Consider the following 25,980-nt stretch of genomic DNA (forward strand, 5'->3'; position numbering starts at 1 on the left):
GTCCCCGCTGTGGTGTGTTCCTAGGTCTCCGACCCCGACCTCACGAGCCCTGCCAGCAGGCGCCAGATCCGGCCCGAGTCGATCGGCGCGAGGCGGACCTCGGCCCCGCGGGAGCCATCGTCTGCCACGCCGAACGCGCAGTGCCCTGCCCGGCCCGCGTTGATGAAGCCCAGCATGGCTCCGTCCGACGTGGCGACGTCCCAGACGAACCACGGCCCCTCCCACAGCGCGCCCAGGCCTTCGGGGCCCGGCCCGTCGTGGCGCCCGGCGGCGCGCGCCTCGAACTCGTCGAGCGGCAGGGCCGCGGGTCCGGCCAGCAGCGGCGCCACGGGCCGCACGCCCGCCCATGCGCACACGGTCGAGGGTGCCTCGGAGGACCGCACGAGGTCCAGCCGCTGCATGGCGTCGTCGGCGATCCCCGGCACGGCTCCCGGGCGTAGTTCCTCGGCGCTGGGCCCGGCGAGGACCGTCGCACCTCCGTCCCCGAACCACAGGCTCAGGGTGGAGTGGCTGTCCAGGTAGCGCCCGGTGACGGTCCAGGCCGGCCCGGCGCCGACGTTGTCCAAGTAGCGAGCCCCCGACGCGCGCAGCCGCGAGCGCCCGTCGATCAGCCCCGCCTCGTGCAGGGCCAGCAGTTCCCTGCGGCGTCGGACGCGGTCCAGCAGCCCGGGGCCGCCGCGCCGGTGGATGCGCTCGAGCAGTCCGAACCCGGCCGGGTCCACGCCGGGCCCGGTCGGCGCGTAGAGCGGTTCCACGCCCGCGGGTCCCGCGCTCATGCGGCGAGCCGCAATCCGGCGGCGAACTGGTCGAATTGTCCCCCAAGCATCGGGTAGTCCTCGAGCGCGCAGCTGAGCGTGACCTCGAGCATCCAGTCGCTGTAGGGGACCTCCCAACGGCGCGTGAACACGGGCTCGCCCGCACTGCTGCGGCGCGTGAGGTCGGTGCGCCGGGCGGGCCTGCCGCGGAACTCCTCCCAGGACTGTTCGACGACATAGAGCCGATCGGCGCCGGGCTCCATCGATCCGGCGTAGGCGACCGCGACGATCCCCGCGGGCCGGCCAGGGCGCGGGAGCACCGCGGCGAACGCGGAGCCGTGGGCCTCGAGCTGGATCCACCCGTCGGGCAGGTCCTCGGCGCTGAGCGGGATTCTCGTCATGGTCGTTTCAGCGTAGGCGGGCCGGCCGCGCCCCGCGATGGGGAGAACTCCCCATCGCGCCGCGCCGGAGACCCCCGCACCTAGACTGGGCAGGTGAAGAAGCTCCCGCACCCGGTCCTGATGCTGGGGTTCCGCGACTACTACGACAACCTTCCGGTCAACCAGCAGCACGTCATCAGCAATCTCCCCCTCGCCGCGGCCTCGCTCGCGGCGGTCGTCCTGCTGCGCTGGATGCATCCGAGTCAGGAGGACCGGCTGCTGAACTACGCGGGGCTCGCCCTCGTGGGCCTGGTCCTGCTGGCGGCGTGGCGCGTCCCGTGGGACCGGCTGCCGTATTGGGCGCCGGTGGTCCTGGCGGGCGTGGACGTCGTCGCGATCACCTTGATGATGTCGGCCTGGACGCCGCTGCTGGGCGGGGTCGCGGCGCTGACCGTGTTCCCGGTGATGTGGATCGCGTGGTCGGGCTGGCATCCGGTGGCGACGGTCGTGGGCGGCTTCGTCCTGCCGATCTCCGTGGCCCTCGTGGGCGAGTGGGTCAACGGGGACGGCCGCTCCCCCACGGCGCTCGTCGCGGCGGCGCTCATGAGCGTGATCGTCGGCTTCATCGCCATCGAGGCCACGGGGACGACGGCGGACCAGCACCGCCGCGCGCGCCTCGCCTCGCGCCTGGCGGACGTCGAGCGGCAGCGCGCGGAGTCCTTCGCGACGGCCCTGGACGCCACGGGCGTGGGCGTGGTCTCCTTCGATGCCGAGGGCCGCGTGCTCTTCCGACACGGGCCGATGGCGCCGGGCGAGGAGCTGGCGACCATGGCCGACGCGTTGGCGTGGGAGCGGCGGGCCGGGATGCTGGACCGGGACGGGAAGCGGCCGCTCGCGGACGCGGAGTACCCGTTCCGGTCGGCGGCCGACGGGCGGTCGGTGCGCGGCAAGGTCGTCTGGATCCGCAGCGGCGGCAAGGACCATGCCGCCCTCGTGACCGTGGAGCAGCACACCGACTCGAGCGGCGGACGGGCCGGGGCCACGGTGGTGCTCCAGAACGCCACGGAGCTGTTCGAGCAGCTCCGCCGGCGCGAGAACTTCCTCGCCGCCCTCAACCACGAGCTGCGCACGCCGCTGACCACGATCCTCGGTACCGTGGAGCTCTCGCTAGAGCTCGGCGCGGAGCCGGACCGGCGCACCCTCGAGGCCGTGCACCGCAACGCCGTCCGCATGGCCTCGCTCGTGGAGGGCCTGCTCTCCACGGTCCCGGGCTGGCAGCGCTCGGCCTCGCTGCCCGTGGACCTCGGCGAGCTGCTCCAGGGGGCCGCGGACGACGTCCGCCGCTCGGCGCCGGACGGCATCACCGTCCACGTCGAGGTCTTGGATTCCCCCGTGGTCCTGGGTGATCCCGTCCGGCTTGAGCAGCTCGTGGCCAACCTGACCTCGAACGCCGTCAAGTACTCCCCCGGTGGCGGCGCCGTCCGGCTTCGGGCCGTCGGGACGGAGACCGGGCACGTGGTCCTCGGCGTCTCCGACGAGGGCGTCGGCATGGACGCCGCCGACCTCGAGCGCGCCCAGGAGATGTTCTACCGTTCGGCGACCGCCCGCACGTCCACGACGCGCGGCCTGGGCCTGGGCCTGGCCATTTGCCGGGAGATCGCCGAGGCCCATGGCGGCACGCTCGAGATCGAGTCGCGCCCGGGAGCCGGCACCTCGGTCCGCGTCACGCTGCCCGCGGGCTGAGTGCCGGCAGCGGCCGATGGTCGCGGAGTCGACGACTGGCGCCCTCCGCAAGGATCCTTCCCCTCAGTCCGCCGCGGCTTCCTGATGGAGGACCGAGCCGATTCGGGAGGCCGTCACGGGCACCCGCCCCGCTGCCGTCGACGACGACGGCGCCGCGAGCCGGTACCCGACGCCACGGACGGTCTCGATCCAGCGGGGCGCGCGGGAGTCGTCGCCGATCTTGCGGCGTAGGTTGGCCATGTGGACCTCGAGGGCGCGCAGTTCGGACGGCTGCACGGGACGCCGACCGGCGCCGCCGCCGAGCAGCCGGGCCAGGCACTCGCGCGAGCGGACCCGGCGTCCGCCGCGGAGCAGCTGCTCGAGGAGGATGAACTCGCTGCGGGTCAGCGACACGGGCTCGCCGTCGCGCGTGACGGACTGCTCGGCGGTGCTGAGCCGCAGCCCGTCGCTTTCAAAGACGTCGCCGGGCCCGGGCACGGCGGCCCCGTCCCAGCGGGCGCGGCGGATGAGCGCGTTGACGCGGGAGCGGACCTCGCGGACGGAGAAGGGCCGGGGCATGAAGTCGTCTGCGCCGGCGTCCAGCACCACGGCCAGGCGGCCTTTGCCCATGGTCTTCCTCCCCCAGGTCGTCTTCTCGGCCCCGCTCCCCGGCGGGGCCCGCGCCGGGACCAGGCGTCCGGCGTCGTACCGGATCCTTTCAGCGCTTCCTTCAGGAAAGAGCCCAGTTCCGCTCGATGATGACGCCGGCTTTACACGGAATCCGCGCAAACCTTGGGGAAATCTTTCGTTTTGCGCGTCATACTCGTCGGGAAAGCAACTCTTTAGTGTGCGAGAGCCGTTGGGGACGGCTCCGCACCGACGGAAGGACTGTGTTCTTGGGGGATGTGGCCCAGACCGCCGCCGGGGACGTTCCCAACGGCCCCGGCGACGCCGAGCTGATCGGCCGTGCCCGGGGCGGGTACGCCGCCGCCTTCGGCGAGCTCTTCCGCCACCACCGGGCCCGCGCCCTGGCGACGGCCCGGCACAAGCTCGACGACGCCTCCCTCGCGGAGGACGTGGTCTCCGACGCGTTCGCGGCGATGCTCGGCGTGCTGCAGCGGGGCAAGGGGCCCGAGGAGGCGTTCGGCCCGTACCTGTGCACGGTGGTGGCCCGGATGTCGATGCGGCAGAACCTGCGCCGCAAGCGCGAGCGCCCCACGGAGGACGTGGCGCTGTTCGAGGCGAGCACGGAGCACGCGGACCCGGTGCTGGAGGGCTTCGAAGCGGGCGCGCTCGCGGAGGCGTTCCGGCCGCTGCCGGAGCGCTGGCAGCTGGTGCTGTGGCACCTGGAGATCGAGGGGGCCACGCCGGCGGAGGTCGCTCCGCTGCTGAGCCTGAGCCCGACCGCGGTCTCGGCGCTCGGCGTGCGGGCGCGGGACGGGCTGCGCACGGAGTACCTGCAGGCGCACGTGGGCCGCGGGGCGCGGAACCAATGCGGGCAGTCCCGGCAGCTGGGCGCGTACGCTCGCTCCCGGCTGGGGGCCCGGGCACGGCGGAGCTTCGAGCGGCACCTGGAATCGTACGCACGTTGTACGGCGGCGCTGGTCTACGTGAACGACGTCGGGGCGGGCCTGCGCGGGGTCGTCGCCCCGCTCTTCCCAGGGCCTGGGCGGCGCGGGCTGGCTGGGCGGCGGCGCGGTGTCCGCGGCCGCGGGATCCGCCGCGGGCGGCGCGGGCGCTGCGTCGCTCGGCATCGCTACCGGGTCCGCGGCTGGCGCCACGCCGCTGGGCACGTCCGGCGGCGCCGGCGGGACCGGGGCGGGCGGTAGTGCCGGCGTCGGCGCCGGCGCCAGCGCGGGCGCCTCGAGTGCGGCCTGGGCGGGGGTCGGGGCCCTCGCGGCCTCGGTGCCGCTCGTGGCCGGCGTCGCGGCGGTATCGCTGTTGGCGGCCGGTCTCGCCTTCGGCCTGTCCCGGCAGCCGGCACCGCCACCGTCACCGGCATCATCGAGTTCCGCGGACCCCTCGTCGTCGCCGGTCCCACGGCCGGCGTCAACCCCGGCGCCCTCCGCCTCTCCGGCGGAGACGGTGCCCCCTCAGATGTCGGCGGCGCGGCCGACGGTCGGCGTCGAGCCGCCTCCTCCCCCGGGTGAGGCTCCGTCGAATCCGGCCGCGTCGACCGACGTTGGCCCCGTCCTCTCGAGCTCCACGGCGGTAGGCCCCTCGACCCTCCTGGTCCAGCCGAGTCCTCATGCCTCGACGAGCGCGCCGACGACGAGCCGCTCGTCATCCGCGACCGCGCCTCGTCCGACGGCGGCCCCGTCGCCGACGGTGACGCCCAGCGCCAGTCCGACGCCGACCGTCGTGCCGTCGGCCACCGCGGAACCGAGCACACCGCCGACTGCGGAGCCCACGGTTCCTCCGACCACTGAGCCGTCGCCGGGGCCGGACGTCTGCAGCCCATGGTGGCACCCGTTGTGCTGGCTGGACTGGTTCCTGCCCTGACGCCCGGCCTTGAGGAAGGCATTGGTTGCCCGGGCGAATCTTGAGCCTTTCTTGAGGAAGTCTTGAGCCTCCGATGTGGCCGAATGGACGACCATTGATCCATGGAGGATCTCGAGGCGCCACGCGCCGCCCCGTGGGAGCGGAAGCTCGTGGAGTGCCCCCTCCTGGTGAGCCTCGTCGACGAGCTCGGCCTGGAGCCCGTGATCCGCTGCATCGATTCCTTCACCCGGATGTGGGGCGGCCGCTGCGAGCGGCTGGAGCGGGCCGTTGTGGAGCGGGACGCGGACGCGGGCATGGACGCCGCGCTGTCCCTGAAGTCGGGTGCCGCGATGCTGGGCGCGCTGCCGCTGGCTTCCCTCGCGCAGGAGATGCACGCGGCCGCCCGGGCCGCTGGATGCACGGGGCTCTGGACGCCGGCGGAGCGGTTGTTGACGACGCTGCAGGGGCTGGGCAGCGCGACGGCCGTGGAGCTGGATGCGATTGCTACCCGCGAGGGCGGGGACTACCGGGGCAGCGCGGCGCGGTAGCCGATTCCGCGGACGGTTTCGACCCAACGGGGTTCTCGGGCGTCGTCGCCGAGCTTGCGGCGCAGGTTGCCCAGGTGCACTTCGATGCTCCGCTCGTCGGAGCCTGAGACGAACGTCCCGGCGTCGTGGTCCTCGTCGCGGAGGCGGCGGACCAGGTCGGCCTTGCTGGAGACCACGCGGCCGCGCTCGAGGATGGTCTGCAGCAGCAGGAACTCGGTGGGCGTGAGCTGCACTTCCGTGCCCTCGCGATCCACACGGTAGAGCGCGGGCTGCAGCACGAGTCCGTTGAGCTGGAGCGCGCTGCCCTCGGCCACGTCGACTGAGGCTCCCACCACCGGCGCGACCGGGGCCGCGCTCGGGGCGGCTGACGCCGTGGCAACGGATCCCTCAGTCGCCACGGTCGAGGTCGGCACCGGAGCGTCGTCGGCTGCCGCCGTGCGTCGGCGCATGATGGCGTCCACCCGGGCGCGCAGCTCGCGGGGGCTGAACGGCTTGGTCAGGTAGTCGTCGGCGCCCATCTCGAGCCCTAGGACGGTGTCGATCTCGTCGGTCCGGGCGGTCAGCATGACGATGTGCGCGTCGGAACCCCGGCGAATGCGCCGAGCCACCTCAAAGCCGTCGATGTCGGGCAGCCCGAGATCCAGGGTGACCAGGTCCGGAGACTGGGCGGCCGCGAGCTCAACGCCCTCGAGACCGGTCGATGCCGGGTGGACTTCAAAGCCGGAGCTCTGGAGGACTGCTTCGAGCAGTCCCCGGATGTCCTCGTCGTCCTCGACGACGACTGCAACCCTACGTTCGTCCACAGTTCCCCCTACAAGAAGATTTCCCTAGGCCATGGTATACGCAGGCGGCGCCACTCGGGGGAGGCGACCCTGGTCATCGACAGGGCGGTCGGTTCGGGATGCCGGCCTTGGCCTCCAGGGCGAAAGGGTCCTCAGACGTCGGTCCGCCCTCGAACGGACGCCGGTGAAGCCAACGTGGCCCGAATGCACTGATGGTGAGCTGGCGCGCCTCGTCGGCTCCCGTCTCGTCGAAGTCGAAGACCAGCCTCTCTTCACCGCCGCCTGGAACCACTTCGCGCACGAATTCGATGTCCAACCACGAATCGCCGAGGTGTTCGACCTTGCCCCGCCCCCATTCCACGACGGTCACGGCGTCGGCCAGCGTTGACTCCAGGTCGATGTCGTCGACGTCGGCAGGCGAGGCGAGCCGATACGCGTCGACGTGGACAAGATCTGGGCCCCCGCTGGACGAACGATGAATCCGGGACAGGACGAAGGTCGGGGAGATCACGGCTTCGCCAACCCCCAATCCATCTCCGAGGCCCTGTGTGAAGGTGGTCTTTCCGGCCCCGAGGGGCCCGGTGAGTATCAGCAGGTCGCCGTGAACCAGGTACGGGGCCAGCGACCGGGCAAGCGAGGCCGTGGTCTCGGCGCCGCTCGTTGAAACGTCGGCGACCCACACTGGAGTCGCGGGGCCGGGATCACACATCCGTAGGCCCCCACGAGCCGCGGACGTACTTGCGGGGCACTCGTGTCGAGATGCGCGTAACGATCTCGTAGTTGATCGTTCCGGCTGCCTTGGCCCACTCGTCAGCCGACGGGCCGTCGGGGCCGAAGAGTACGGCTTCCTCGCCGATCAGCTCGTCCGGGTCAACGTCGCCCACATCGACGACGAACTGGTCCATCGCAATTCGGCCACAGCTTCGATAGACGGAACCTCCCATCAGCACCGGCCCGCCGACGGACGCGCGCGGAACACCGTCACCGTAGCCGAGCGGGATCAGGGCCAAGGTCGTGGGGCCTTGCGTCCTATAGGTCAACCCGTAGGAGACGCCTTGACCGGCGGGTACCCGCTTCGCGTTCGCGATACGCGCGCTCAGCCGCATGGCCGGCCTCAAGCCCAAGTCGTCCGATGACTGGTCCGCGAACGGACTCAATCCGTACATCCCGAGCCCGAAGCGAACGAGATCGAAGTGCGCGTCAGGCCGTGAGAGCGTGGCGGGAGTGTTGGCGGCATGCCGGACTTCGATGTCGAATCCGGCGTCCTCGGCGAGTGCGATGGACTCGCGAAAGACATCCAACTGCTCATCGGTTTCCTTGCGGTCGGGTTCGTCGGCAACCGCGAGGTGGGTAAAGACTCCGACGACCCGCAGGAGGCCGGCGTCCTGCAACTCGTTGGCGGCGTCCAACAACTGTTCCCAACGGTCGGCGGGGCAACCGTTTCTCCCGAGGCCTGTGTCGATCTTGAGGTGCACCCTGGCTGGTTGGGCGGCTTCGCGGGCAGCCGCTGCGACATGGTCAAGTTCCCATCCGGAGACGCCGAGGTCAACGTCGTTGAGGATCGCCTCCGCGAAAGGGGACTCGATCGTGTGAAGCCAGGCCAAAGCAGGCGTCGTGATGCCGGCCTTCCGCACGTCGATGGCCTCTTGGACATGGGCGAACCCCAACCAGCCGGCACCCGCTTGGACTGCGGATCGGGCGATGGGAAGGACCCCGTGCCCATAGGCATCGGCCTTGACGACTGCCATGACCTGCGCTGGCGCCGCGAGTTGTACGGCGCGTTGGATGTTGTGGCGGACGGCATCCAAGTCGATCGTTGCCATGCGGCCGCACACGTCGGGGCCGTGGATCCGGGTCGATGCGTCGGCGGTCAAGGGCTCGTCTATCATCACAGGTCCATTGTCGCAGGCCGGGGACAGGAACCGCCTCGAGGGCGGTGGAGTGGTCCCCGGGGTCGTGCCTGCCTGCGTTGATGGCTCCCGGAGCCGGGGGTTGCGGCTGCGAGTCCGCAGTCGTGCTCGGTTTCATCGGATGTGTTCAGCCAGGAGGCTTGCTCCGAAGCCCCTCTCTCCGAGGGCACCGGCCGCTGCGCCGCACTTTCCGATGGCGATGCCGGCCGAAACCACGACGTCTTCCGGCGAGCGTAGTTCACCCATGGTGGCCATGACCGCGCCAAGCACCCCCGTCAAGACATCACCGGAGCCGGCCGTGGCCAGCCGGGACGATCCTCCGCGAAAGACGTGCGTTGTTCCGTCCGGTGAGGCGCAGACCGTCGTCGGGCCCTTGAGCAGGACCGCCGAGCCGTAGAGCCTGCTGACCACGCGGGCCCACTTCAGGGGATCCGACTCGACGCCATGCCGGTCGACGGCGAATCCGGCTTTCCTCAAGAGGCGCGATGCCTCACCGGCATGCGGAGTCAGGATGGCGTTCCACCGCCCGTCCCCCGGTTCCACGACATCAAGCGCGCTCGCGTCGACGACGATCGGGAGGCCGGACTCCAAGGCAACCCTGACGCGGCGGATCTGGCATGCGTCGTCGCCGATTCCCGGGCCGACGGCCCACGCCTGGACCCGGTCCCCTTCCCGGACGAGTGGAACCGCTTCCGGGACGGCCCGGAGCACGGCGTCCTGCGAACCACCGGCCGCGATCCTCAGAAGCCCCAGGCCCGTGTTGACGGCGGCTGTGGCGCTGAGGACCGCCGCCCCCGGATAGCGCGACGATCCTGCGACGAGACCGAGGACGCCGCGCGTGTACTTGTGGTCTCCGGGCTGAGGCCGGGGCACCGCCGCGCACACGTCCGCCAACTCGACGACCTGCAGCTCGGGGTTCCCCAGATGGGGGCCCAATCCGATGTCGACGACTTCGATGCGTCCCGCCGCCAGATGGCCCGGCCCCACGGCGAGGCCGGTCTTCAGTCCTCCGAAGGTCACCGTCAGGTCTGCCGCTAGCACGTTCCCATCGGCCCCACCGGTATCCGCGTCGACGCCCGAGGGGAGGTCGCAGGCGACCAACGCTGCGCCGGCGGGCACGGTGGGGAGGTCGATGCCGCCCCGGGCACCGGTTCCCAGGACGGCGTCGACGACGACCTCCGTGCCGGCAGGGATCATCTGGACCGTCAGGATCCGGCCGCCGGCGCCCCGATAGGCCTCGAGCGCCTCCGCGTGGGCGGTGCCGCGGATCAGGAGGGCGCCGCAGGCGGCTCCCCGGCGGGCCAGCTCCGCGAGGGCGTAGAGTCCGTCTCCCCCGTTGTTGCCGGGACCGATGAGGCCGACCACCCGGGCCCCGTAGACCCCGCCGCGGCGCTGGACCAGTAGGCGTGCCGTGTGGACGGCCAGCCCGTGGGCGGCGCGTCTCATCAGCGCCGGACCCTCGCCGCGCTCGAGGAGCGGCTTCTCCGCCTCGCGGATCCGCGTTCCGGTCCAGGCGGGGATCACGGCTACTTCTCGGCGATGACCATGGCCGTGGCCAGGTCGCCGTCGTGGCTCAGGGACAGGTGCCAGTGCAGCACGCCCTTGCGGGCCGCTGCCTCCGCCACCGTGCCATCCATCATCACGTGCGGGTCGCCCGCGGCATCCACGACCACTTGGCAGTGCTGCCAGTTCATGCCCACGGGCGCACCGAGGGCCTTGGCGACGGCCTCCTTGGCCGCGAAGCGGGCCGCGAGCGAGCGGACGTTCAGGCCCCGCTCGGCCGGCACAAACAGGCGCTCGCGCAGCGCGGGCGTCCGCTCCAGTTGCTCCCTGAAGCGGGACACCTGCACCACGTCGACGCCGATCCCGACGATCACTGCCAGGCCCGTCCCCTACTCGACCGTGACCGACTTGGCCAGGTTGCGCGGCTGGTCGACGTCGAAGCCCTTGGCCGTGGCCAGCTCGCACGCGAAGATCTGCAGCGGCACGGTGGCCAGCAGCGGCATGAGCAGCGTCGGGGTCTGGCCGACGGTGAAGACGAACTCGGCGAACTGCTGCACCGACTCGTCGCCCTCCTCGGCGATCACGAGCGTCTTGGCGCCGCGGGCGCGGACCTCCTGGATGTTGGAGACGACCTTGGAGTGCAGCGAATGGCGGCCGCGCGGAGACGGCACCACGACGAAGACCGGCTGGCCGTCGTCGATCAACGCGATCGGCCCGTGCTTGAGCTCGCCGGCGGCGAAGCCCTCGGCGTGGATGTAGGCGATCTCCTTGAGCTTGAGCGCGCCCTCCATCGCGACCGGGTAGCCGACGTGGCGGCCCAGGAACAGCACCGAGTTCTCCTCGGCCATCGAGCGGGCGAGGGACTTGACGTCCTCGGAGCGGTCCAGGATGTCCTGGATCTGCGCGGGGATCTGCTGCAGGTCGGCGAGGATGTCCTTGATCTGCCCCGTGAAGAGGTTGCCGCGCAGCTGCGCGAGGTAGAGGCCCAGCAGGTAGGTCGCCGTGATCTGCGCCAGGAACGCCTTGGTCGAGGCGACCGCGATCTCCGGGCCCGCGTGCGTGTACAGCACGGCGTCGGACTCGCGCGGGATCGTGGACCCGTTGGTGTTGCAGATGGAGAGCGTCTTGGCGCCCTGCTCCTTGGCGTAGCGGACGGCCATGAGCGTGTCCATGGTCTCCCCCGACTGGGAGATGGACACGATGAGCGTCCTGGCGTCGACAATGGGGTCGCGGTAGCGGAACTCGTGGGAGAGCTCGACCTCCACCGGGATGCGGCACCAGTGCTCGATCGCGTACTTGGCCACCGAGCCGGCGTAGGCGGAGGTGCCGCAGGCCAGGACGATGATCTTCTGGATGTCCTTGAGTTCCCCGGCGTCGATGCGCAGCTCGTCGAGGGTCAGGCGGCCGGCGGCGTCGGAGCGGCCCAGCAGGGTGTCGGCGACGGCGGCCGGCTGGTCGTGGATCTCCTTCTCCATAAAGGACGGGAAGCCGCCCTTCTCCGCGGCGGCGGCGTCCCAGTCCACCGTGAACTCCTTGCCCTCGGCGGGGTTGCCGAAGAAGTCGGTGATGACATGGCTCTCGGGGGTGATGGTGACGATCTGGTCCTGGCCCAGCTCGACGGCCCGGCGGGTGAAGTCGATGAAGCCGGAAACGTCCGAGCCCAGGAAGTTCTCCCCCTCCCCCAGTCCGACGACGAGCGGGGAGTTGCGCCGGGAGGCGACGACGACGCCGGGGTGCTCCGCGTGGACCGCGAGCAGCGTGAACGCGCCCTCGAGGCGCTGGGAGGCGAGCTGGAGGCTCCGGGTCAGATCGCCGCCGCCCTCGCCGCGGTAGATGTCGCCCAGCAGAGCGGCGGCGACCTCGGTGTCGGTCTCCGAGAGGAAGGTATGTCCCTTGGCCAACAGCAGGGCCTTGATCTCGGAGAAGTTCTCGATGATGCCGTTGTGGATGACCGCGAGGTTTCCGCCGTCGGCAAGGTGAGGGTGCGCGTTCTGGTCGGTCGGGCCGCCGTGCGTCGCCCAGCGGGTGTGGCCGATGCCCGTCAAGGACTCCGGCAGCGGATCCGCCTCGATGGCCTGGACCAGGTTGCCGAGCTTGCCCGACTTCTTCCGGGACTCGATCCCGGATCCGGACAGCACGGCGACGCCCGCTGAATCGTATCCGCGGTACTCGAGGCGCTTCAGGCCCTCCAGGACAACGTCCAGGGCACCATGGTCACCGGACGACTTCGTTGCAAGGCCGACGTAGCCAACAATTCCACACATGCGCACCAGATTACCCTGCCCCGCCAGCGACCCCGTTGCGCCGCGCGTTTGGGAAGGACGGTGAACATTGGCACAATTCCTTGGGTGACTGAACCCCGAGGCCATGACAACGGCGTCTCGCCCTTCGTCGAGCTGGAGCGCCCTACGTGGGCACGGCTGGCCCACGAGATCGAACAGCCGCTCAACGAGGAGGACCTCGTTCGGCTGCAGGGCCTCGGCGAGCAGCTGGACCTCGACGAGATCCGCGACGTCTACCTCCCCCTCTCCCGGCTCCTGAACCTCTACGTCCAGGGCGCCGGCCGGTTGCACCAGGCCACCAACACCTTCCTCGGGGAGTCGACGCAGCGCACGCCGTTCGTCATCGGCGTCGCCGGCTCGGTTGCCGTGGGCAAGTCGACGACGGCCCGCGTCCTCCAGGAGATGCTGCGCCGTTGGCCGGACACTCCGAACGTCCAGCTCATCACCACGGATGGCTTCCTCTACCCCAATGCGGTCCTCGAGCGGCGGGGCCTCATGCAACGCAAGGGATTCCCCGAGTCCTACGACCGCCGACGCCTCCTCCGCTTCGTCGCCGAGGTGAAGTCCGGCGCCGAGGAGGTGCGCGCCCCCTGGTACTCGCATTTGAGCTACGACATCGTCCCGGACAAGGAGGTCGTGGTCACCCGGCCGGACGTCCTGATCGTCGAGGGGCTGAACGTCCTGGCCCCGGCCCGTGTCCGCTCCGACGGCACCTCGGGTCTGACACTGAGCGACTTCTTCGACTTCTCGGTCTACGTGGACGCCCGCACGAGTGATATCGAGGAATGGTACGTCCGCCGCTTTATGAAGCTGCGCCACGGCGCCTTTGCGGACCCCCAGTCCTACTTCCACCGCTACGCGAGCCTGAGCGACGACGAGGCCCGGGCGACCGCATTGGGAATCTGGAAGCGCATCAACGAACCGAACCTCCGCAAGAACGTCCTGCCGACCCGGGGACGTGCCCAACTGGTGCTGACCAAGGACGCGGACCATTCCATCCGCCGCATGCTGCTGCGCAAGATCTAGCCACGTCTCGGCGCGAGGATCCCCCGGCCGGATCGTGACGCCACCTACTGGTGGATAAAGTTCACAAAAAGAGTGCCCACATATCCCCCACGATGCGTATGCGGGGTTGTACTCTGGCTCTTATGATCCAGGGATTCAAAGAATTCATCATGAAGGGCAACGTCGTAGACCTTGCCGTCGCCGTTGTCATGGGCGGCGCCTTCGGCGCCGTCGTCACCGCACTGGTCGACAGCGTCCTGATGCCGCTGATCTCCATGCTGGTGGGAACCCCCAACTTCGACGAGTTCCTCGTCTTCGGGGCCGTCAAGCTGGGCGTCTTCCTGACCGCCCTCGTCAACTTCCTGCTGGTCGCCGCGGCCATCTACTTCGTCGTCGTCATGCCGATGAACAAGATGATCGAGCGCCGCAACGCCCGCCTGGGCATCACGGAAGAGGAAGAGGCCGTCGACCCGCAGATCGCGCTCCTCACGGAGATCCGCGATTCGCTGAAGACGAACCGCGCCTAACGAACATCCATCTGCTGGCGGGGTCCCGTAAGGGGTCCCGCCAGTTCTGTCATCTGGACCGGGTGTCGCACCACCATTGCTGAAGACCCGCGCGCTGCAGCTACGACCCGCGTTCCGCGAACCCCCGACAGCTGTGCGCCGCGCGGGTCAAATTCCTCGCCACCGGCAGCGTGACGGTCATATCCGTTCCCTGCGCGGGCCAGCTCCGGGCCTCGATGCTGCCGCCGTGCGCCTCGACGAGCTCCTTCGCGATCGCCAGCCCGAGGCCCGCACCCCCGATGGCCGTCTTGCGCACACTCGAGGTGCGGTAGAAGCGAACAAAGAGCCGGTCCAGCTCGTCCGGGCTCATGCCGATGCCCGTATCCCCCACGGTGAAGACAACCTGGTCGTGGATCCGGTACGCGTTGAGGGACACGGTGCCTCCGGAAGGCGTGTACTTGATGGCGTTGGACAAGAGGTTGTCCACCACCTGGCCCAGGCGGAGCTCGTCGCCCTCGACGACGAGACCCTCGTCGATGGACCCGTCCACGGTCAGGCCGGCCGCCGCTGCCCGCGGCTGCTGCGATTCGAGGGCGCGCTGGAGAACCTGCGACAGGTCGACGCGCTCCCGGCGGATTTCGAGCCTTCCCGAAGCGGCGTCCAGGAGGTCGTTCACCAGACCCAGAAGCCGCTTCGAATTGCGTTGGATGACCGCAAGGTACGTCGCGAGACCCGGCGCTTCCTTCGCCTCCTCGCGGGCCATCTCGACGTAGCCGATGATCGAGGTCAGCGGCGTGCGCAGGTCGTGGTTGACGTTGGAGAGGAAGTCGTCCCGCGCGGCGAGGGCCTCGACGAGGTCCGTGACGTCGTGGAAGACCGTGACGGCGCCGCGGCTGCGCCGTCGGCGGCGCGCTGGGTGCGGGCCGAGACCGAGTAGGCCCGCTGGAGGCCGGACGGGCCCGCCCAGATCAACTGCCCGTCGAACTCCTCCCCCGTGACCGCGCGGCGCACGGGCCGCTGCTCGGGCGGGATCGGCGTGACGCGGTCCTCCCCGAACAGCAGGAGCTCTGCCTCGGTGGGGTCCGGGTGGTCCTCCGGCGTCACGAGCTCGTGGATGGCGTCCTGCTGCCGGTTGCGCAGCACATCGTGGCCGCCGGCGTCCGTCACGACGACGCCGACGTTCGCGGCGTTGAGGATGCCGTTGAGCAGCGCGCGGCGCTCCTCGGACTTCGCGAGCGCCTCGTTGAACTTCCGATTCTCGGCGGCCACCGTGGAGGAGACGACCTGGATGGCGATCGTGAAGGCGAGGATCAGGATGGGGATGAGCGCCGGGCGGAAGTAGTGGTCCAGGCCCTTGGTGCCGTCATCCGCGGAGCGCTGCTGGAGGTGCAGGATGACGGAGGGGATGACGACGGCGCCGATCCGGGTCAGCGTCGGGACGACCCGGGCCCAGGCGAACCAGAAGTAGGGCAGCGCGAGCAGGACCGAGAGGCCGGCGAGGGCGTAGTGCCCCGCGATGGCGATGACGCACAGGCCAACGAGGTTCGCCGCCGGGATCAGCAGCTGCCGGATGAACCGCTGGGTCTCCCAGCGGACGGTGAACGCCGCGGCCGTGGCGCACACGATGATGCCCGTGCCCACCCAGAGCCAGGCGTCGCCGTCGTCCGGCCGTTCGGGGTGCGTCGTGAACGTGAAGAACAGGACCATCGCGACGGCGACGACGGTCGGCAGCTGGTTCAGCATGACGGCCGCGCGCGGGGTCATGGTCGGGACGTCGTCCCTCAGCCCATGACGCGGCCCATCTGCCGGAACTGCGTCCACGTGCTGGGCGCGGTCCCCTGGTTCTCTGCCGTCACGGTCCGTCAGAGGGCGAGCGCGGTCTGCACCGTCTCCGCCAGGCTCCGGGCCACCGATTCCGCGGTGCCGTGGTCAGCGGCCTCGACCATGACGCGCACGACGGGCTCGGTGCCGGAGGGGCGGAGGAGGACGCGGCCGGTACTGCCGAGCTCGTCGGCCGCGGAGCGGACGGCATCGGCGACGGCGCCGTTGCTGGAGACGGCCGACTTGTCGACGTCGCGGACGTTGATGAGGACCTGGGGCAGAACCGTCATCATGGACGCCAGCTCCTTGAGGCTCTTTCCGGTGGCCGCGACGCGGGCGGCCAGCTGCAGGCCCGTGAGGACGCCGTCGCCGGTGGTGGCGTAGTCGGAGAAGATCACGTGGCCGGACTGCTCGCCGCCGAGGCTGTAGCCCTCGGCGCGCATGGCCTCGAGGACGTAGCGGTCGCCCACGGCCGTCTCGCGGATGGCGATTCCGGAGGCCTCCATGGCCAGCTTGAGGCCGAGGTTGCTCATGACGGTGGCCACGAGGGTGTCGTCCTTGAGCTTGCCCTGGTCCTTGAGGGTCGTGGCCATGATGGCCATGATCTGGTCCCCGTCGACGATGGAGCCCTCGTGGTCGACGGCGAGGCAGCGGTCGGCGTCGCCGTCGTGCGCGATGCCGAGCGCCGCGCCGTGTTCGACGACGGCGGCCTGCAGCTTCTCCAGGTGGGTGGACCCGTAGCCGTCGTTGATGTTGATGCCGTCCGGGTCGGCGCCGATGACGACGACGTCGGCACCTGCGGCGGCGAAGACCTCGGGTGAGCAGCCGCTCGCGGCTCCGTGGGCGCAGTCGAGGACGACCTTGAGGCCCTCGAGGCGGTTGGGCAGCGTGCCGAGGAGGTGGACGACGTAGCGGTCCTCGGCATCGGCGAAGCGGCGCACGCGGCCGACATCCGCGCCGAGCGGACGCAGCGGCTCGAGCTCGAGCTGGGCCTCGATGGCATCCTCGAGCGCGTCGTCGAGCTTCTGGCCGCCGCGTGCGAGGAACTTGATGCCGTTGTCGGGCGCGGCGTTGTGGGAGGCCGAGATCATGACGCCGAAGTCGGCGTCCAAATCTGCGACGAGGTAAGCGGCCGCAGGCGTCGGCAGTGTCCCCGCGTCGAAGACATCGACCCCAGCTGCGGCGAGCCCGGCTTCGATGGCGGCCGAGATGAAGTCGCCACTGATGCGCGGGTCCTTGGCGACGACGGCGACTGGACGCTTACCGGCCGGCACCTGGTTGAAACCGAGGACGACGGCCGCGGCCTGAGCGAGGCCCATCGCCAATTGAGGCGTAATGAGGACATTCGCCTTCCCTCGTACACCATCGGTACCGAACAACCGTGCCATAGGACTCCAGACATCGAGCTGGCCGCCAGCCAAAGTGGTCCCCCCGGATCCGGCACAGCGGCAGCAATCTACACGTGTATAACCACATCGAGTGTACGTCACGGGTCCACGCGGCTCGTCCCCCGTGATGGACCGGACGCTTTCCGGCCCTTGGGTGCTACGTCACCGGGCCGAGCAGGTAATCGACCGAGGCGTGCTTCCCCATGCCGCAGGGCGCTTCCGGATCGCCGGCGACGGGAACGCACAAGAACCGTTCCGTCTCGTTTCACGGACCCGACGGTGGCACCCGGGCCGCATACCAAAGAGACCACCGGCACCGGGCTGGACGCGTGGGAGAGCCCCAGCGTCTTGAACCATGGGGAAGGGTGATTTTCGGGGTGAAATCCGCCCGTTCCTCTCCACGCGGAGACCCGTGACCGTGTACGCGCCGATAGCCTGAACCGATCCCTTGGCATCTTCCGGCGCCTGCTACAGGGAGCCAGGGCGCCGGGCCAGGGGATCACCGCCGAAGGGTCGGTACGCACTTGGGGGCACTACCGGCCCTTCGGCGCGTCCGGGCCAGACCCGCGCGCCTCCGGCCAGCGCCGCCCGCGCGGAACCCTCCCGAGCCGGCCCCGCGCCCGCGGAAGCCGGGGCCAGGAGGCGCGCGTCCGGCGTCGTACCGGCTAGAGGAAGCCCCACTCCCGGGCGGCCTGCACGGCCTCCTCCCGCGAGGACACTCCGAGCTTGCGGTAGAGTGACGCCGCCTGCGCCTTCACCGTGTTCACCGAGACGTGCTCCTGCGCCGCGAGCTCCGCCCGGCCCAGCCCCCGCGCGATCCCCGCGAGCACCGCGAGCTCCCGCGTGGTCAGCTGCGGCCGCGGCGACTGTCCCCGCCAGCGCGTGTACCAGATGGCGTCCAGCCGCGCCCGCTCCTCCGGCGCCAGCCCCAGCGCGTCCCCGACCGCCCCGCGGTGCGCCGGCGTCTGCCACAGGCCCAGCAGGTCGATCAGCGCCCCGCCGGAGCGGTGGTTGCCCGCGAGCTCCCGCAGGACCTCCGGCGGCAGCTCCCGGTGCCCCTCGAGCGCGATCTGCATGACCCGCGCCCCGAAGCGCGAACGCGCGCTCGCCCCTTCCTGCCACGCGAGCGCCCGCGCTCGCGCCGTGGCCGCCTCCAGGTCGCCCGTGGCCGCCTTGAGCCAGATGTCCAGCAGCGGGCCCTCCGCGCCCAGCTCCTCCGGGCGCAGCCTCGGCGGATCGAAGCGGCCCGCCGAGAGCGCCGCGAACCACTTCGCCGCCTCCAACAGCCGCACCGCGAGCGGGTTCGCCGCCGACTTGCGCGCCTGCTGCAGCGAGGAGATGAGCCCGTAGCCTCCCATCGGCGAGCCCGTGAGCACCTGGTGGCGCGCCGCGAGGCTCGCGTGCGCCGGCCACAGCGTGTGGTGGTCCGGCAGCGGCGGCAGCTCGGCGAGAATGCGCCCGAGCTCCTCGATATCCAGGGCCTCGAACGCGAGCTGGGCGCGCGCGAGGCGGGCCGCCCGGCCCATGACCGGCTCGCCCCACGGCAGCAGCGCCGCCTGCAGCCCGTAGAGACGCAGCCACTGCCGGGTCTGCTCCGAGTCCCCATCCATCGCGGTGATGAGCGCCAGGTGCGCCGCCGCGGCCGAGGTGACCTGCGGGGCATTGCCGCGCAGGCCGTAGGACAGGCAGGAGCGGAACGCCTCGAACGCCTCGCGGTCCCGGCCCGCGAGCAGCAGCTGCAGGGCGCACTCGCCCTCCACCATGCCGCAGAGCAGGCGGGAGGCCGCCGCGGAGTCGTCCGCCGCGCGGATCACGGGGCGCAGCGCCGCCGCCCGGTCCGCGGCCTCCTTCACGTGCCCGCGGTGGCGCAGCGTGTAGACCTCCACGAGACCCACCGTCAGCGCGAGGCCGTCCGCCTGGTGCGCGAGGCCCTCCGCGAGCTCCGTCAGCCGGGCCGCCGCCGCGTCCTCCCGGTACCCCTCCCCCGTGCCGTGCCCGCCGGCCACGAGGTCCACGCCCCCCATGAGCGCCGCGAGCAGCTCAACGCCGACCGCGGCCAGGCTCGACTCGCGCAGCAGCGCCCGCGGGGCCCGCTCCATCGCCCGGCGCAGGCGCACCGGGTTCTGGGCCAGCAGCTCCGCCCAGCGGCCCGCCGCGAGCACGTCCAGGAGCGGCTTCCACCAGTGGTGCTCCTCCACCGCGTCCAGGACCTCCCGGCCGTGGCCCGCGGCGATCCCCGCGTCCAGGACCATCCGCACCCACGCGTGGTCCTGCCCGGCGTCGTGCGCGGTGCGCAGCGATCGGACCACGGCCTGACGGATCACCTTGGGGGTGCGGACGTTGCCGTCCAAGCCAGTCACCGCGAGCCCCGCGGCCTGCAGTTCACGGCACGACGGCGGCGCCTGGCCGCCGTCCGCGAGCATCCGCCAGACGCTGTCGTCCAGGACCGGAAGGAACGCCATCCGGGCCAGGCGGCGGTCCGGGTCCGCGGCGCGCAGCCACGTGCGCAGGCCCGTGGCGACGGCCTCCACGGGGTCCGTGGGCAGGGCCGTCGCGGCGACGGGCGGGCGGCGGGCGGCGCTCCGGCGGGTGGACGTCGAGGCGGCGGCGGTCGAGGCCGCGGCGGTCGTCGAGGCCGCGGCCGCGCCGGGGCCGTCGGCGTTGATGCCATGCCCGGGCAGATCCAGGGTCGCCGCGTCCGGCAGGGGCGCACCCGTGCGGGAGCTCAGGGCGATGAGCGCCCTGTTGTCCAGGGCCTCGAGGGCGTTGCGCCAGCCGCCGGCCAGGTCGTAGAGCGCGTCCGCGGTCGGCAGCGAGGCGTCCTCGAGGCCGCCGCGGCGGGCGGCGAGCCACGTGCCGACCTCGGCGCGGTCCAGGAGCAGCTCCGCGAGCTCGACCGTCTCACAGTCGATCCGGTCCTGCAGCTCCGACCAGTCCTGGTCCGGGAGCGCGACGAGCGCGATGCGCAGCCGGGCGTCGTTCTGCAGGCGCGAGTGGATCGAGGCGACGAGCTCGGCGTGGTGGCGGTTCGCCGGCGGCGAGTACTCGAGGATCCCGCCGCCGAGGGTGCGCAGCCAGTGCCGGGCGAAGCGCATCCGGCCCGAGCCCTTCGGCGCCAGGACCAGGAGCAGGCGCGTCGAGCCGTCGAGGACCCGGGGCCGGGTGGCGAAGCGGTCCCACGTCGGCGGCGCCGAGGCCGCCGTGCCGTCCTGCGAAAAACTCAAACACGTCCCCTTGAGAATGTCCTTGCCGCCGTTGCGATGCGGTGCCCCCTTGAAAGGCCATGCTAAGGCATCCTGGCCGTGCCTCGTCACAGGAGACGGCCGTTCCGCCACCGGCTTCGCCTCGCTGACTCGGCGCCCGAGTGAGTCGACGGGAAGATCTCCCGCTTCTCGGCGCCCGGACCGGCCCGAACACGGCGAGTCCGCGCGACTCGCCGACCCCACTCTCGGAGAAGTGGGAACTTCTGCAGCGCCCCCGACGCTGCTGCCCCCTCACAGCCCGGGGCTGACGGTTCCGGGAACGTTGCTGTCCACAGAACTCCGGCCGGCCGTCGCGCGGGATCGGCTTCGGCGGCTGGATGGATGCATGGAGATCGAAGAGTTCATCCGTCAACGCGGGGGCGTCGTCAAGGTCGGGAGGCTCCTGGACGAGTACCCGCGCCACCTGGTCATCCGGGCGAGGGAGGGGCTGCTGCGTCCCGCGCGCGGATTGGTGGCGGTCCCCGGCTACCGCGCCGATGTCCTGACGGCCCTGAGGAACAACGGGGTCCTGACCTGCATCTCGGCGGCGAAGGACTACGGGCTGTGGCCCAACGACACCCCCGACCGGCCCCACTTGGCGTGCAACCACAGCAGGGCCACGGGCGTGACGGTCCACCGCCGGTTCACCGACAAGCCCCCTGCCGGCCTTCCTCTGGCGTCGATGCAGGACGTGGTACTCCACGCCTTGGGCTGTCTGCCACGCGTGCAGGCCGTGGGAATCGCCGAATCGGCCTTGCGGAAAGGGCTGGACCGGCAGATACTGCTGGGCCACCTCCAGACGAGCAAGCTCGGGACGCTGCGCCGCCGGCTCGAGGAGGCCGACGCCACCGCCGAGTCCTATCCGGAGCTGGCCATGCGGCTGGCACTGCGTGACCACGGCGTCCCCTTTGAGGCCCAAGCCAGGATCCCCACGCTCGGTCGGGTCGACTTCCTGATCTGCGGCGTACTGATCCTGGAGATCGACGGGTTCGCCTACCACTCAACCCGCGATGCGAAGCGCCGGGACGACGAGCGGAACAACCGGGCCGCGGCGCTGGGCTACGCCACGTTGCGCTACCTGCCCGAGTTCGCCCAGTTCCAACCCGAGGCCGTCATCGCGGACATCAAGACGGTCCTCACCACACTGGGCGTCCTGCGCGACGATGAAGACTTCCCATTTCTCGCCGCCTGAACCGGCCGGCACCCGGCGCGTCCGGCCGACACGCCGAGCGGGCAAGGCGAGAACTGGGAAGGTCTGCACGGGCCAGGCGGCAGGGCGACGCAGGTGGGGACGCGGAAGGGCCCCGCGGCGTTCGCCACGGGGCCCTTCCAGCCGACGACCAGGTCGGCGCAAGCGGGTTTAGCGCTTGGAGTACTGCGAGGCCTTGCGGGCCTTCTTGAGACCGGCCTTCTTGCGCTCGATGACGCGGGCGTCACGGGTCAGGAAGCCGGCCTTCTTCAGGGCCGGGCGGTTGTTCTCGCGGTCGATCTCGTTCAGCGAGCGGGCAACGCCCAGGCGCAGCGCGCCGGCCTGGCCGGAGTCGCCGCCGCCGTGGATGCGGGCGATGACGTCGTACGCGCCATCAAGCTCGAGGAGCTTGAACGGCTCGTTGACTTCCTGCTGGTGCAGCTTGTTCGGGAAGTAGTCCTCGAGCGAGCGGCCGTTGATGGTCCACTGGCCGGAGCCCGGGACGACGCGGACGCGGGCGATGGCCTGCTTGCGGCGGCCAACGGCTCCACCGGCAACGGTCAGCGCCGGGCGCTCCTTGACGACGGTCTCCTCGACCGAGGAAGACTCAGAGGTGTAGGCCGTGGGGGCCTGACCCTCGAATTCATTCAGCTCTTCAGTGTTCTGAGCCACGATTCTCCTTGAAAACTTGTCTCTTGTTTCGGGGCCCAGCGCTACTGCGCGACCTGGGTGATGTCGAAGGCCTTCGGCTGCTGGGCAGCGTGCGGGTGCTCGGCACCGCGGTAGACCTTGAGCTTGGACAGCTGCTGGGCAGCCAGGGAGTTCTTCGGGAGCATGCCCTTGACGGCCTTCTCCACGGCCTGAACCGGGTTCTTCTCGAGAAGCTCGGCGTAGCTCACGGACTTGAGGCCGCCCGGGAAGCCGGAGTGGCGGTAGGCGCGCTTCTGCTCGAGCTTGGCACCCGTCAGGGCGACCTTCTCGGCGTTGATGATGATGACGAAATCGCCCATGTCCATGTGGGGGGCGAAGGTCGCCTTGTGCTTGCCACGCAGCAGAGTTGCGGTCTGGCTGGCGAGGCGGCCCAGAACGACGTCAGTGGCGTCAATGACGTGCCACTGGCGGTCTGCGTCGCCGGGCTTCGGAGTGTACGTACGCACAGTAATTGCCTTCGTTTCCTTAGATACTGGTCAAGCGCCCGTCCGGCAGCAGCGGTGAGATCCACTACCAGCCAAGCACTGTGTTCTTGAGTTGCGCTCTACCAGTTCATCAGGTGAGGACTGATTCCAACCGGCCGCCCAAGGCTGCCCGCACGCCCCGCAGACCAGGGCCCTGCAACTGGGCCGTCACGCGAGGCGAGTGATGTCGGGCAAAAGGACACGCACTGCAGCCAACAACTTTACGGCATTAACGCCCCGCGGCCAAAAGCACAAGTCGCCTCGCGCATCCCGCGCCGGGGACGACGACGGGTACAACGCCGGTGCCCGCCTGCGCTGCGCAGGCGGGCACCGGCGTCGTACGCGGGGCTACCGGGCCGGCGTCACGAGCCCGTCGAGCCGGTCAGCGTTCCGAGCGCGTCCCGCAGGAACGCCGGCGGGCGCAGCCAGCCGTTGCCGTTCGCCGAGAGCTCGCCGTTGGACGTGAGCGCGTAGTCGTCCGTGACGATCGAGCCCTCCTCCACAAGCGCCAGGCCGAAGCTGATCGCCGTGTGACCCTCCGGGATCACGGGCGTGGTCCACACCGCTTCCCGCACCTTGTCCGAGGCCCGGAAGAACGGGCTCGCCTGCCAGTAGTCCCACCGCCCGTCCACCGTGCGCAGGTAGACCACGAACTGCGGGTCCCCCGTGCCCTGGTAGTGCGTGCGGAGCGTGTAGCTGTGCCCCGGCTCCACGATGGGGCTGCACTCGCCGAGGTCCATGCGCAGCAGCAGCTTCGCGTCGCCGTCGACGTGGTCCGCCACCGTCACCCGGTACGCGGTGTCCCCGCGCAGCCCCGGGCTGACCCGCGTGAACGACGCCGTGTTCTTGCCGTAGCCGGCCGCCTCCCAGCACACCGGATACGCCTCGTTGTCCAGCATCTCCAATCCCGGGTTCACGACCCCGGCGCTGCCCGTGTCCGGGACCGACGGGTCCGGGCCGTCCACGGCCGCCTTCTCCTCGCCGCCGACCACCTCGTCCACCGTGCGCACGATCGTGCCGCGTGCCTCGCGCTCCTTGAGCCACGCCATGTACTCCTCGAAGACCTGCGGATCGACCGAGATCCCGCCACAGCTGCCCTCGCAGACCGTGTGGAACGTCATCTGCACCCAGCCTCCGCCGTTCGCCTCCGCGCCGAGCACCGGCGCCTTGAGGTCCTCGAGCGTCCAGTCCTCGTTCACCATCTGCGGCGCCTTGGTCAGGAACGGCTCGTCCGGAACCAGCTTCTCGGCCGTCGGGCACGCCCCGCAGGAGAAGTCCGTGGCCGTGCCGCCGAGACCGCGGGCCGTGTTGTAGCCGCACTCCTCCGCAGCGTCCCGCACGCCCTGGGTGCTCGCCGCGTTCGGATACGCGAAGCTCGTGGTCCTGAAGCCCCAGCCCATGAGCATCGCCCGGTCCAGGCAGATCTGCCGGGCGGCCTCGTCCACCGGGACCTTGTCCAGCTCCACGTGCTGGTAGCCGTGGCCGCCGAGCTCGTGCCCCGCCGCGTACAGCCGGTTCAGGTCCTCGAGGTCGAGGTAGCCGTCGAAGCCCGTCGACCCGGAGTTCACGAAGAACGTCCCCTGGAGCCCGTGGCGCTCCATCACCTCCGCGGCGATCAGCTGGTCCTTGGTGCCGTCGTCGAACGTCAGGCTCACCACTGTGCTGCCGTCGACCGGCAGCCCCGCCGACGTCAGCGGCACCTGCCGGGCCAGGCCCACCGGGTCCGGCTCCGTCGTCGCACGCTTCTGCCCGCCGGCCAGCCGCGTCGACGGGCTCGGGCCCGCGGCCGCCGGCTCCCCCGAATCCCCGGCGAGCGCCGGGAACAGGGTGACCGCGACCGGGACCGCCATCACGGCGACCAGCAGCACGGTCAGGATCAGCAGCGGAACCCTCCAAACGCCCCTCCGTCTGGATGTCGGTTCTGTCATGACTTCACTTCCTTACGGTCCTGCGCGGAATCCCCCACGCTTCCTTGAAGGCTGCGGCGCGACGCCGCCTCCCGTAGTGCTCGCGGACGGGTCCCCTCCGTCCGTTCGGCCGCCGCGGACTCCTCCGCGGCTCCCCCGGCCGGTGCCGTGCACGTCGCGTGCGGCGCGTGCAGCGGGTTAAAAGCAGGGCGGCCGGCGTTTGGGGGGTTACGCCGGCCGCCCCTCAGCGGCCACCCGGGGGCGGCCGCGACTGTGGGGGCGCGTCCCGGGCCCAAGCCCGGGACCGCCCGGTGGCGGCCTATCCCGCGGCCGCGAGGGGCGCCAAGGCGCCCGGCTTGCCCATGAGCCGCGCCTCGAGCGAACCCCGCTGGCGCAGGTCCTCGGCCACGAGGTCGATGATCCGATCAACATTGGTCCCCGGGACGAACCCGATCAGGCCGTTCGCCTTGGAGTTGTTCGGCACGCGGCGGCGCATGTCCTCGTAGCCCGGCGCGTACGCCTGCTCGTAGGGCACGAGCGTGATGGAGCTGTCGCTCCCCGTGCGCTCGACGATGCGCTCGGCCAGCTCCAGGATGCTGACCTCCTGCGCGCCGCCCAGGTTGAACGCCTGGCCGAACGCCGACTCCTGCCCGGACAGCCGCACGAGGGCCGGGACGACGTCGCCCACGTAGGAGAAGCAGCGGCTCTGCAGTCCGTCTCCGAACACCGTCAGCGGGGCACCGGCGAGCGCCTGGCCCACGAGGTTCGGCACGACCATGCCGTAGCGGCCGGTCTGGCGGGGGCCGACGGTGTTGAACAGGCGCACGATCGCGACCTTCAGGCCCAGCTCCGACCAGTAGGCGTGCGCGAACGCCTCGTCGATGCCCTTGGCGCCCGCGTACGTCCAGCGGGACTTCAGCGCCGAACCGAGGATCCGGTCCGCCTCCTCGTCCAGGGAGTCCGAGGCGTTCTTGCCGTAGACCTCACTCGTGGAGGCGAGCACGAGCACGGCGTCCTCCGCGAGCGCTGCGTTCAACACGTTCTCCGTGCCGTGGATGTTGGTGCGCAGGCTCTGCAACGGCTGCTCGACGATCAGCTGCACGCCGACCGCCGCGGCGAGGTGGAACACCCGGTCGGCGCCGGCGACCGCGCGGCGCACGGCCTCCTGGTCCAGGACGGAGCCCTCGATGAAGCTGAAGGACTCGCTGTCCAGGGCCTCGGCGAGGTTGTCGAGGCTGCCCGTGGAGAGGTCGTCGAGGACGGTGACCTCGTCGCCCTCGGCCAGGAGGTAGTCGGTGAGGTGGCTGCCGATGAATCCGGCGCCGCCGGTGATGGTGGTCTTCATGGTGTGGCTCCCTTGTGGCTGCTGTTACTTTTACGGCTT

The 25,980-nt window shown here is 70.9% G+C and carries 24 protein-coding genes; 6 read left to right on the forward strand and 18 right to left on the reverse strand.

Annotation, left to right across the window (positions count from 1 at the left end; genetic code table 11):
* Positions 1-20: 20 nt before the first annotated feature.
* The gene (locus ACQ3I4_RS12485) at positions 21-776 is read right to left on the reverse strand and encodes a hypothetical protein (protein WP_430633637.1); all 756 of its coding nucleotides are present in this window, start codon (positions 774-776) and stop codon (positions 21-23) included.
* Positions 773-1,156, reverse strand: coding sequence for a hypothetical protein (locus ACQ3I4_RS12490; RefSeq protein WP_329860497.1), 384 nt, complete (start codon positions 1,154-1,156; stop codon positions 773-775). Before ACQ3I4_RS12490 ends, ACQ3I4_RS12485 begins: the two co-directional genes overlap by 4 nt.
* 93 nt (positions 1,157-1,249) lie before the next feature.
* On the opposite strand from ACQ3I4_RS12490, the gene ACQ3I4_RS12495 reads away from it, so the two are divergent.
* Positions 1,250-2,878 (forward strand): sensor histidine kinase, encoded by a 1,629-nt coding sequence (locus tag ACQ3I4_RS12495; RefSeq protein ID WP_430633638.1) that lies wholly within the window; start codon positions 1,250-1,252, stop codon positions 2,876-2,878.
* Positions 2,879-2,941: 63 nt separating this feature from the next.
* Here the strand turns inward: ACQ3I4_RS12495 and ACQ3I4_RS12500 are convergent, their stop codons facing one another.
* Positions 2,942-3,487, reverse strand: a complete 546-nt coding sequence (locus ACQ3I4_RS12500) for a winged helix-turn-helix domain-containing protein (RefSeq protein WP_430633639.1) — start codon at positions 3,485-3,487, stop codon at positions 2,942-2,944.
* A 275-nt stretch (positions 3,488-3,762) separates the two neighbouring features.
* Here ACQ3I4_RS12500 and ACQ3I4_RS12505 point away from each other — a divergent pair, with 275 nt between their 5' ends.
* On the forward strand, positions 3,763-4,686 hold the full coding sequence (locus ACQ3I4_RS12505) for an RNA polymerase sigma factor (protein ID WP_430633640.1): 924 nt from the start codon (positions 3,763-3,765) through the stop codon (positions 4,684-4,686).
* A gap of 417 nt (positions 4,687-5,103) precedes the next feature.
* On the opposite strand, the gene ACQ3I4_RS12510 is transcribed toward ACQ3I4_RS12505, so the two are convergent.
* Positions 5,104-5,268, reverse strand: coding sequence for a hypothetical protein (locus ACQ3I4_RS12510; protein WP_329860503.1), 165 nt, complete (start codon positions 5,266-5,268; stop codon positions 5,104-5,106).
* 192 nt (positions 5,269-5,460) lie between these two features.
* Here ACQ3I4_RS12510 and ACQ3I4_RS12515 point away from each other — a divergent pair, with 192 nt between their 5' ends.
* The gene (locus tag ACQ3I4_RS12515; protein ID WP_430633641.1) at positions 5,461-5,886 is read left to right on the forward strand and encodes an Hpt domain-containing protein; all 426 of its coding nucleotides are present in this window, start codon (positions 5,461-5,463) and stop codon (positions 5,884-5,886) included.
* Here the strand turns inward: ACQ3I4_RS12515 and ACQ3I4_RS12520 are convergent.
* The 6 genes from ACQ3I4_RS12520 to glmS all read right to left on the reverse strand — a co-directional run bounded on the left by ACQ3I4_RS12520 (position 5,862) and on the right by glmS (position 12,345).
* Positions 5,862-6,689, reverse strand: coding sequence for a response regulator transcription factor (locus ACQ3I4_RS12520; RefSeq protein WP_329860505.1), 828 nt, complete (start codon positions 6,687-6,689; stop codon positions 5,862-5,864). The genes ACQ3I4_RS12515 and ACQ3I4_RS12520 overlap by 25 nt on opposite strands.
* A 73-nt stretch (positions 6,690-6,762) precedes the next feature.
* Positions 6,763-7,377, reverse strand: a complete 615-nt coding sequence (tsaE, locus tag ACQ3I4_RS12525) for a tRNA (adenosine(37)-N6)-threonylcarbamoyltransferase complex ATPase subunit type 1 TsaE (protein ID WP_329860507.1) — start codon at positions 7,375-7,377, stop codon at positions 6,763-6,765.
* Positions 7,370-8,557 (reverse strand): alanine racemase, encoded by a 1,188-nt coding sequence (gene alr, locus ACQ3I4_RS12530; protein ID WP_430633655.1) that lies wholly within the window; start codon positions 8,555-8,557, stop codon positions 7,370-7,372. Before alr ends, tsaE begins: the two co-directional genes overlap by 8 nt.
* A gap of 135 nt (positions 8,558-8,692) precedes the next feature.
* Positions 8,693-10,102: a bifunctional ADP-dependent NAD(P)H-hydrate dehydratase/NAD(P)H-hydrate epimerase gene (locus ACQ3I4_RS12535; protein WP_329860509.1), complete on the reverse strand. Its 1,410-nt coding sequence runs from the start codon at positions 10,100-10,102 to the stop codon at positions 8,693-8,695.
* A gap of 2 nt (positions 10,103-10,104) precedes the next feature.
* Entirely contained in the window at positions 10,105-10,455 is a 351-nt protein-coding gene (locus tag ACQ3I4_RS12540; RefSeq protein ID WP_329860510.1) for a holo-ACP synthase, read from the reverse strand.
* A 15-nt stretch (positions 10,456-10,470) separates the two neighbouring features.
* The gene (glmS, locus tag ACQ3I4_RS12545; protein WP_329860511.1) at positions 10,471-12,345 is read right to left on the reverse strand and encodes a glutamine--fructose-6-phosphate transaminase (isomerizing); all 1,875 of its coding nucleotides are present in this window, start codon (positions 12,343-12,345) and stop codon (positions 10,471-10,473) included.
* A gap of 75 nt (positions 12,346-12,420) precedes the next feature.
* Between glmS and coaA the strand changes: the two genes are divergently transcribed.
* Both coaA and mscL read left to right on the forward strand, forming a co-directional pair.
* Positions 12,421-13,389 (forward strand): type I pantothenate kinase, encoded by a 969-nt coding sequence (gene coaA, locus ACQ3I4_RS12550; RefSeq protein WP_430633656.1) that lies wholly within the window; start codon positions 12,421-12,423, stop codon positions 13,387-13,389.
* A 122-nt stretch (positions 13,390-13,511) separates the two neighbouring features.
* Positions 13,512-13,895 carry a large conductance mechanosensitive channel protein MscL gene (gene mscL / locus ACQ3I4_RS12555; protein ID WP_329860514.1) on the forward strand — a complete coding sequence of 128 codons (384 nt, stop codon included), beginning with the start codon at positions 13,512-13,514 and terminating at the stop codon, positions 13,893-13,895.
* A gap of 100 nt (positions 13,896-13,995) precedes the next feature.
* On the opposite strand, the gene ACQ3I4_RS12560 is transcribed toward mscL, so the two are convergent.
* The 4 genes from ACQ3I4_RS12560 to ACQ3I4_RS12575 form a co-directional block, all read right to left on the reverse strand.
* Positions 13,996-14,676 (reverse strand): sensor histidine kinase, encoded by a 681-nt coding sequence (locus ACQ3I4_RS12560; RefSeq protein WP_430633657.1) that lies wholly within the window; start codon positions 14,674-14,676, stop codon positions 13,996-13,998.
* Positions 14,661-15,638: a hypothetical protein gene (locus ACQ3I4_RS12565; protein WP_329860515.1), complete on the reverse strand. Its 978-nt coding sequence runs from the start codon at positions 15,636-15,638 to the stop codon at positions 14,661-14,663. Before ACQ3I4_RS12565 ends, ACQ3I4_RS12560 begins: the two co-directional genes overlap by 16 nt.
* Positions 15,639-15,736: 98 nt before the next feature.
* Positions 15,737-17,083 (reverse strand): phosphoglucosamine mutase, encoded by a 1,347-nt coding sequence (gene glmM / locus ACQ3I4_RS12570; protein WP_430633642.1) that lies wholly within the window; start codon positions 17,081-17,083, stop codon positions 15,737-15,739.
* 665 nt (positions 17,084-17,748) lie between these two features.
* A complete protein-coding gene (locus tag ACQ3I4_RS12575) occupies positions 17,749-20,307 on the reverse strand; it encodes a LuxR C-terminal-related transcriptional regulator (protein WP_430633643.1) in 2,559 nt (852 codons plus the stop codon).
* Positions 20,308-20,671: 364 nt separating this feature from the next.
* On the opposite strand from ACQ3I4_RS12575, the gene ACQ3I4_RS12580 reads away from it, so the two are divergent.
* A complete protein-coding gene (locus tag ACQ3I4_RS12580; RefSeq protein ID WP_329860518.1) occupies positions 20,672-21,517 on the forward strand; it encodes an endonuclease domain-containing protein in 846 nt (281 codons plus the stop codon).
* A 168-nt stretch (positions 21,518-21,685) separates the two neighbouring features.
* Here the strand turns inward: ACQ3I4_RS12580 and rpsI are convergent, their stop codons facing one another.
* From rpsI to ACQ3I4_RS12600, 4 genes are all read right to left on the reverse strand, one after another.
* A complete protein-coding gene (gene rpsI, locus ACQ3I4_RS12585) occupies positions 21,686-22,186 on the reverse strand; it encodes a 30S ribosomal protein S9 (RefSeq protein WP_329860519.1) in 501 nt (166 codons plus the stop codon).
* Between the two features lie 41 nt (positions 22,187-22,227).
* Positions 22,228-22,671, reverse strand: a complete 444-nt coding sequence (gene rplM, locus ACQ3I4_RS12590; protein WP_329860521.1) for a 50S ribosomal protein L13 — start codon at positions 22,669-22,671, stop codon at positions 22,228-22,230.
* Between the two features lie 380 nt (positions 22,672-23,051).
* Complete coding sequence (locus ACQ3I4_RS12595; RefSeq protein WP_430633644.1) at positions 23,052-24,617, reverse strand: polysaccharide deacetylase family protein; 1,566 nt, start codon at positions 24,615-24,617, stop codon at positions 23,052-23,054.
* A gap of 298 nt (positions 24,618-24,915) precedes the next feature.
* Positions 24,916-25,941 (reverse strand): NAD-dependent epimerase/dehydratase family protein, encoded by a 1,026-nt coding sequence (locus ACQ3I4_RS12600; RefSeq protein ID WP_430633645.1) that lies wholly within the window; start codon positions 25,939-25,941, stop codon positions 24,916-24,918.
* Positions 25,942-25,980 lie beyond the last annotated feature (39 nt).

The organism is Zafaria sp. Z1313 (assembly GCF_050563205.1).
In the GTDB taxonomy this organism is placed as follows: Bacteria; Actinomycetota; Actinomycetes; order Actinomycetales; family Micrococcaceae; genus JAZDCJ01.

Excerpts from the sequence above, each read along its gene's own strand:
- ACQ3I4_RS12485 (WP_430633637.1), bottom strand. The coding sequence starts at position 776 with ATGAGCGCGGGACCCGCGGGCGTGGAACCGCTCTACGCGCCGACCGGG.
- ACQ3I4_RS12490 (WP_329860497.1), bottom strand. The coding sequence starts at position 1,156 with ATGACGAGAATCCCGCTCAGCGCCGAGGACCTGCCCGACGGGTGGATC.
- ACQ3I4_RS12500 (WP_430633639.1), bottom strand. The coding sequence starts at position 3,487 with ATGGGCAAAGGCCGCCTGGCCGTGGTGCTGGACGCCGGCGCAGACGAC.
- ACQ3I4_RS12515 (WP_430633641.1), top strand. The coding sequence starts at position 5,461 with ATGGAGGATCTCGAGGCGCCACGCGCCGCCCCGTGGGAGCGGAAGCTC.
- tsaE (WP_329860507.1), bottom strand. The coding sequence starts at position 7,377 with ATGTGTGATCCCGGCCCCGCGACTCCAGTGTGGGTCGCCGACGTTTCA.
- alr (WP_430633655.1), bottom strand. The coding sequence starts at position 8,557 with ATGATAGACGAGCCCTTGACCGCCGACGCATCGACCCGGATCCACGGC.
- glmS (WP_329860511.1), bottom strand. The coding sequence starts at position 12,345 with ATGTGTGGAATTGTTGGCTACGTCGGCCTTGCAACGAAGTCGTCCGGT.
- mscL (WP_329860514.1), top strand. The coding sequence starts at position 13,512 with ATGATCCAGGGATTCAAAGAATTCATCATGAAGGGCAACGTCGTAGAC.
- ACQ3I4_RS12565 (WP_329860515.1), bottom strand. The coding sequence starts at position 15,638 with ATGACCCCGCGCGCGGCCGTCATGCTGAACCAGCTGCCGACCGTCGTC.
- glmM (WP_430633642.1), bottom strand. The coding sequence starts at position 17,083 with ATGGCACGGTTGTTCGGTACCGATGGTGTACGAGGGAAGGCGAATGTC.
- ACQ3I4_RS12580 (WP_329860518.1), top strand. The coding sequence starts at position 20,672 with ATGGAGATCGAAGAGTTCATCCGTCAACGCGGGGGCGTCGTCAAGGTC.
- ACQ3I4_RS12595 (WP_430633644.1), bottom strand. The coding sequence starts at position 24,617 with ATGACAGAACCGACATCCAGACGGAGGGGCGTTTGGAGGGTTCCGCTG.
- ACQ3I4_RS12600 (WP_430633645.1), bottom strand. The coding sequence starts at position 25,941 with ATGAAGACCACCATCACCGGCGGCGCCGGATTCATCGGCAGCCACCTC.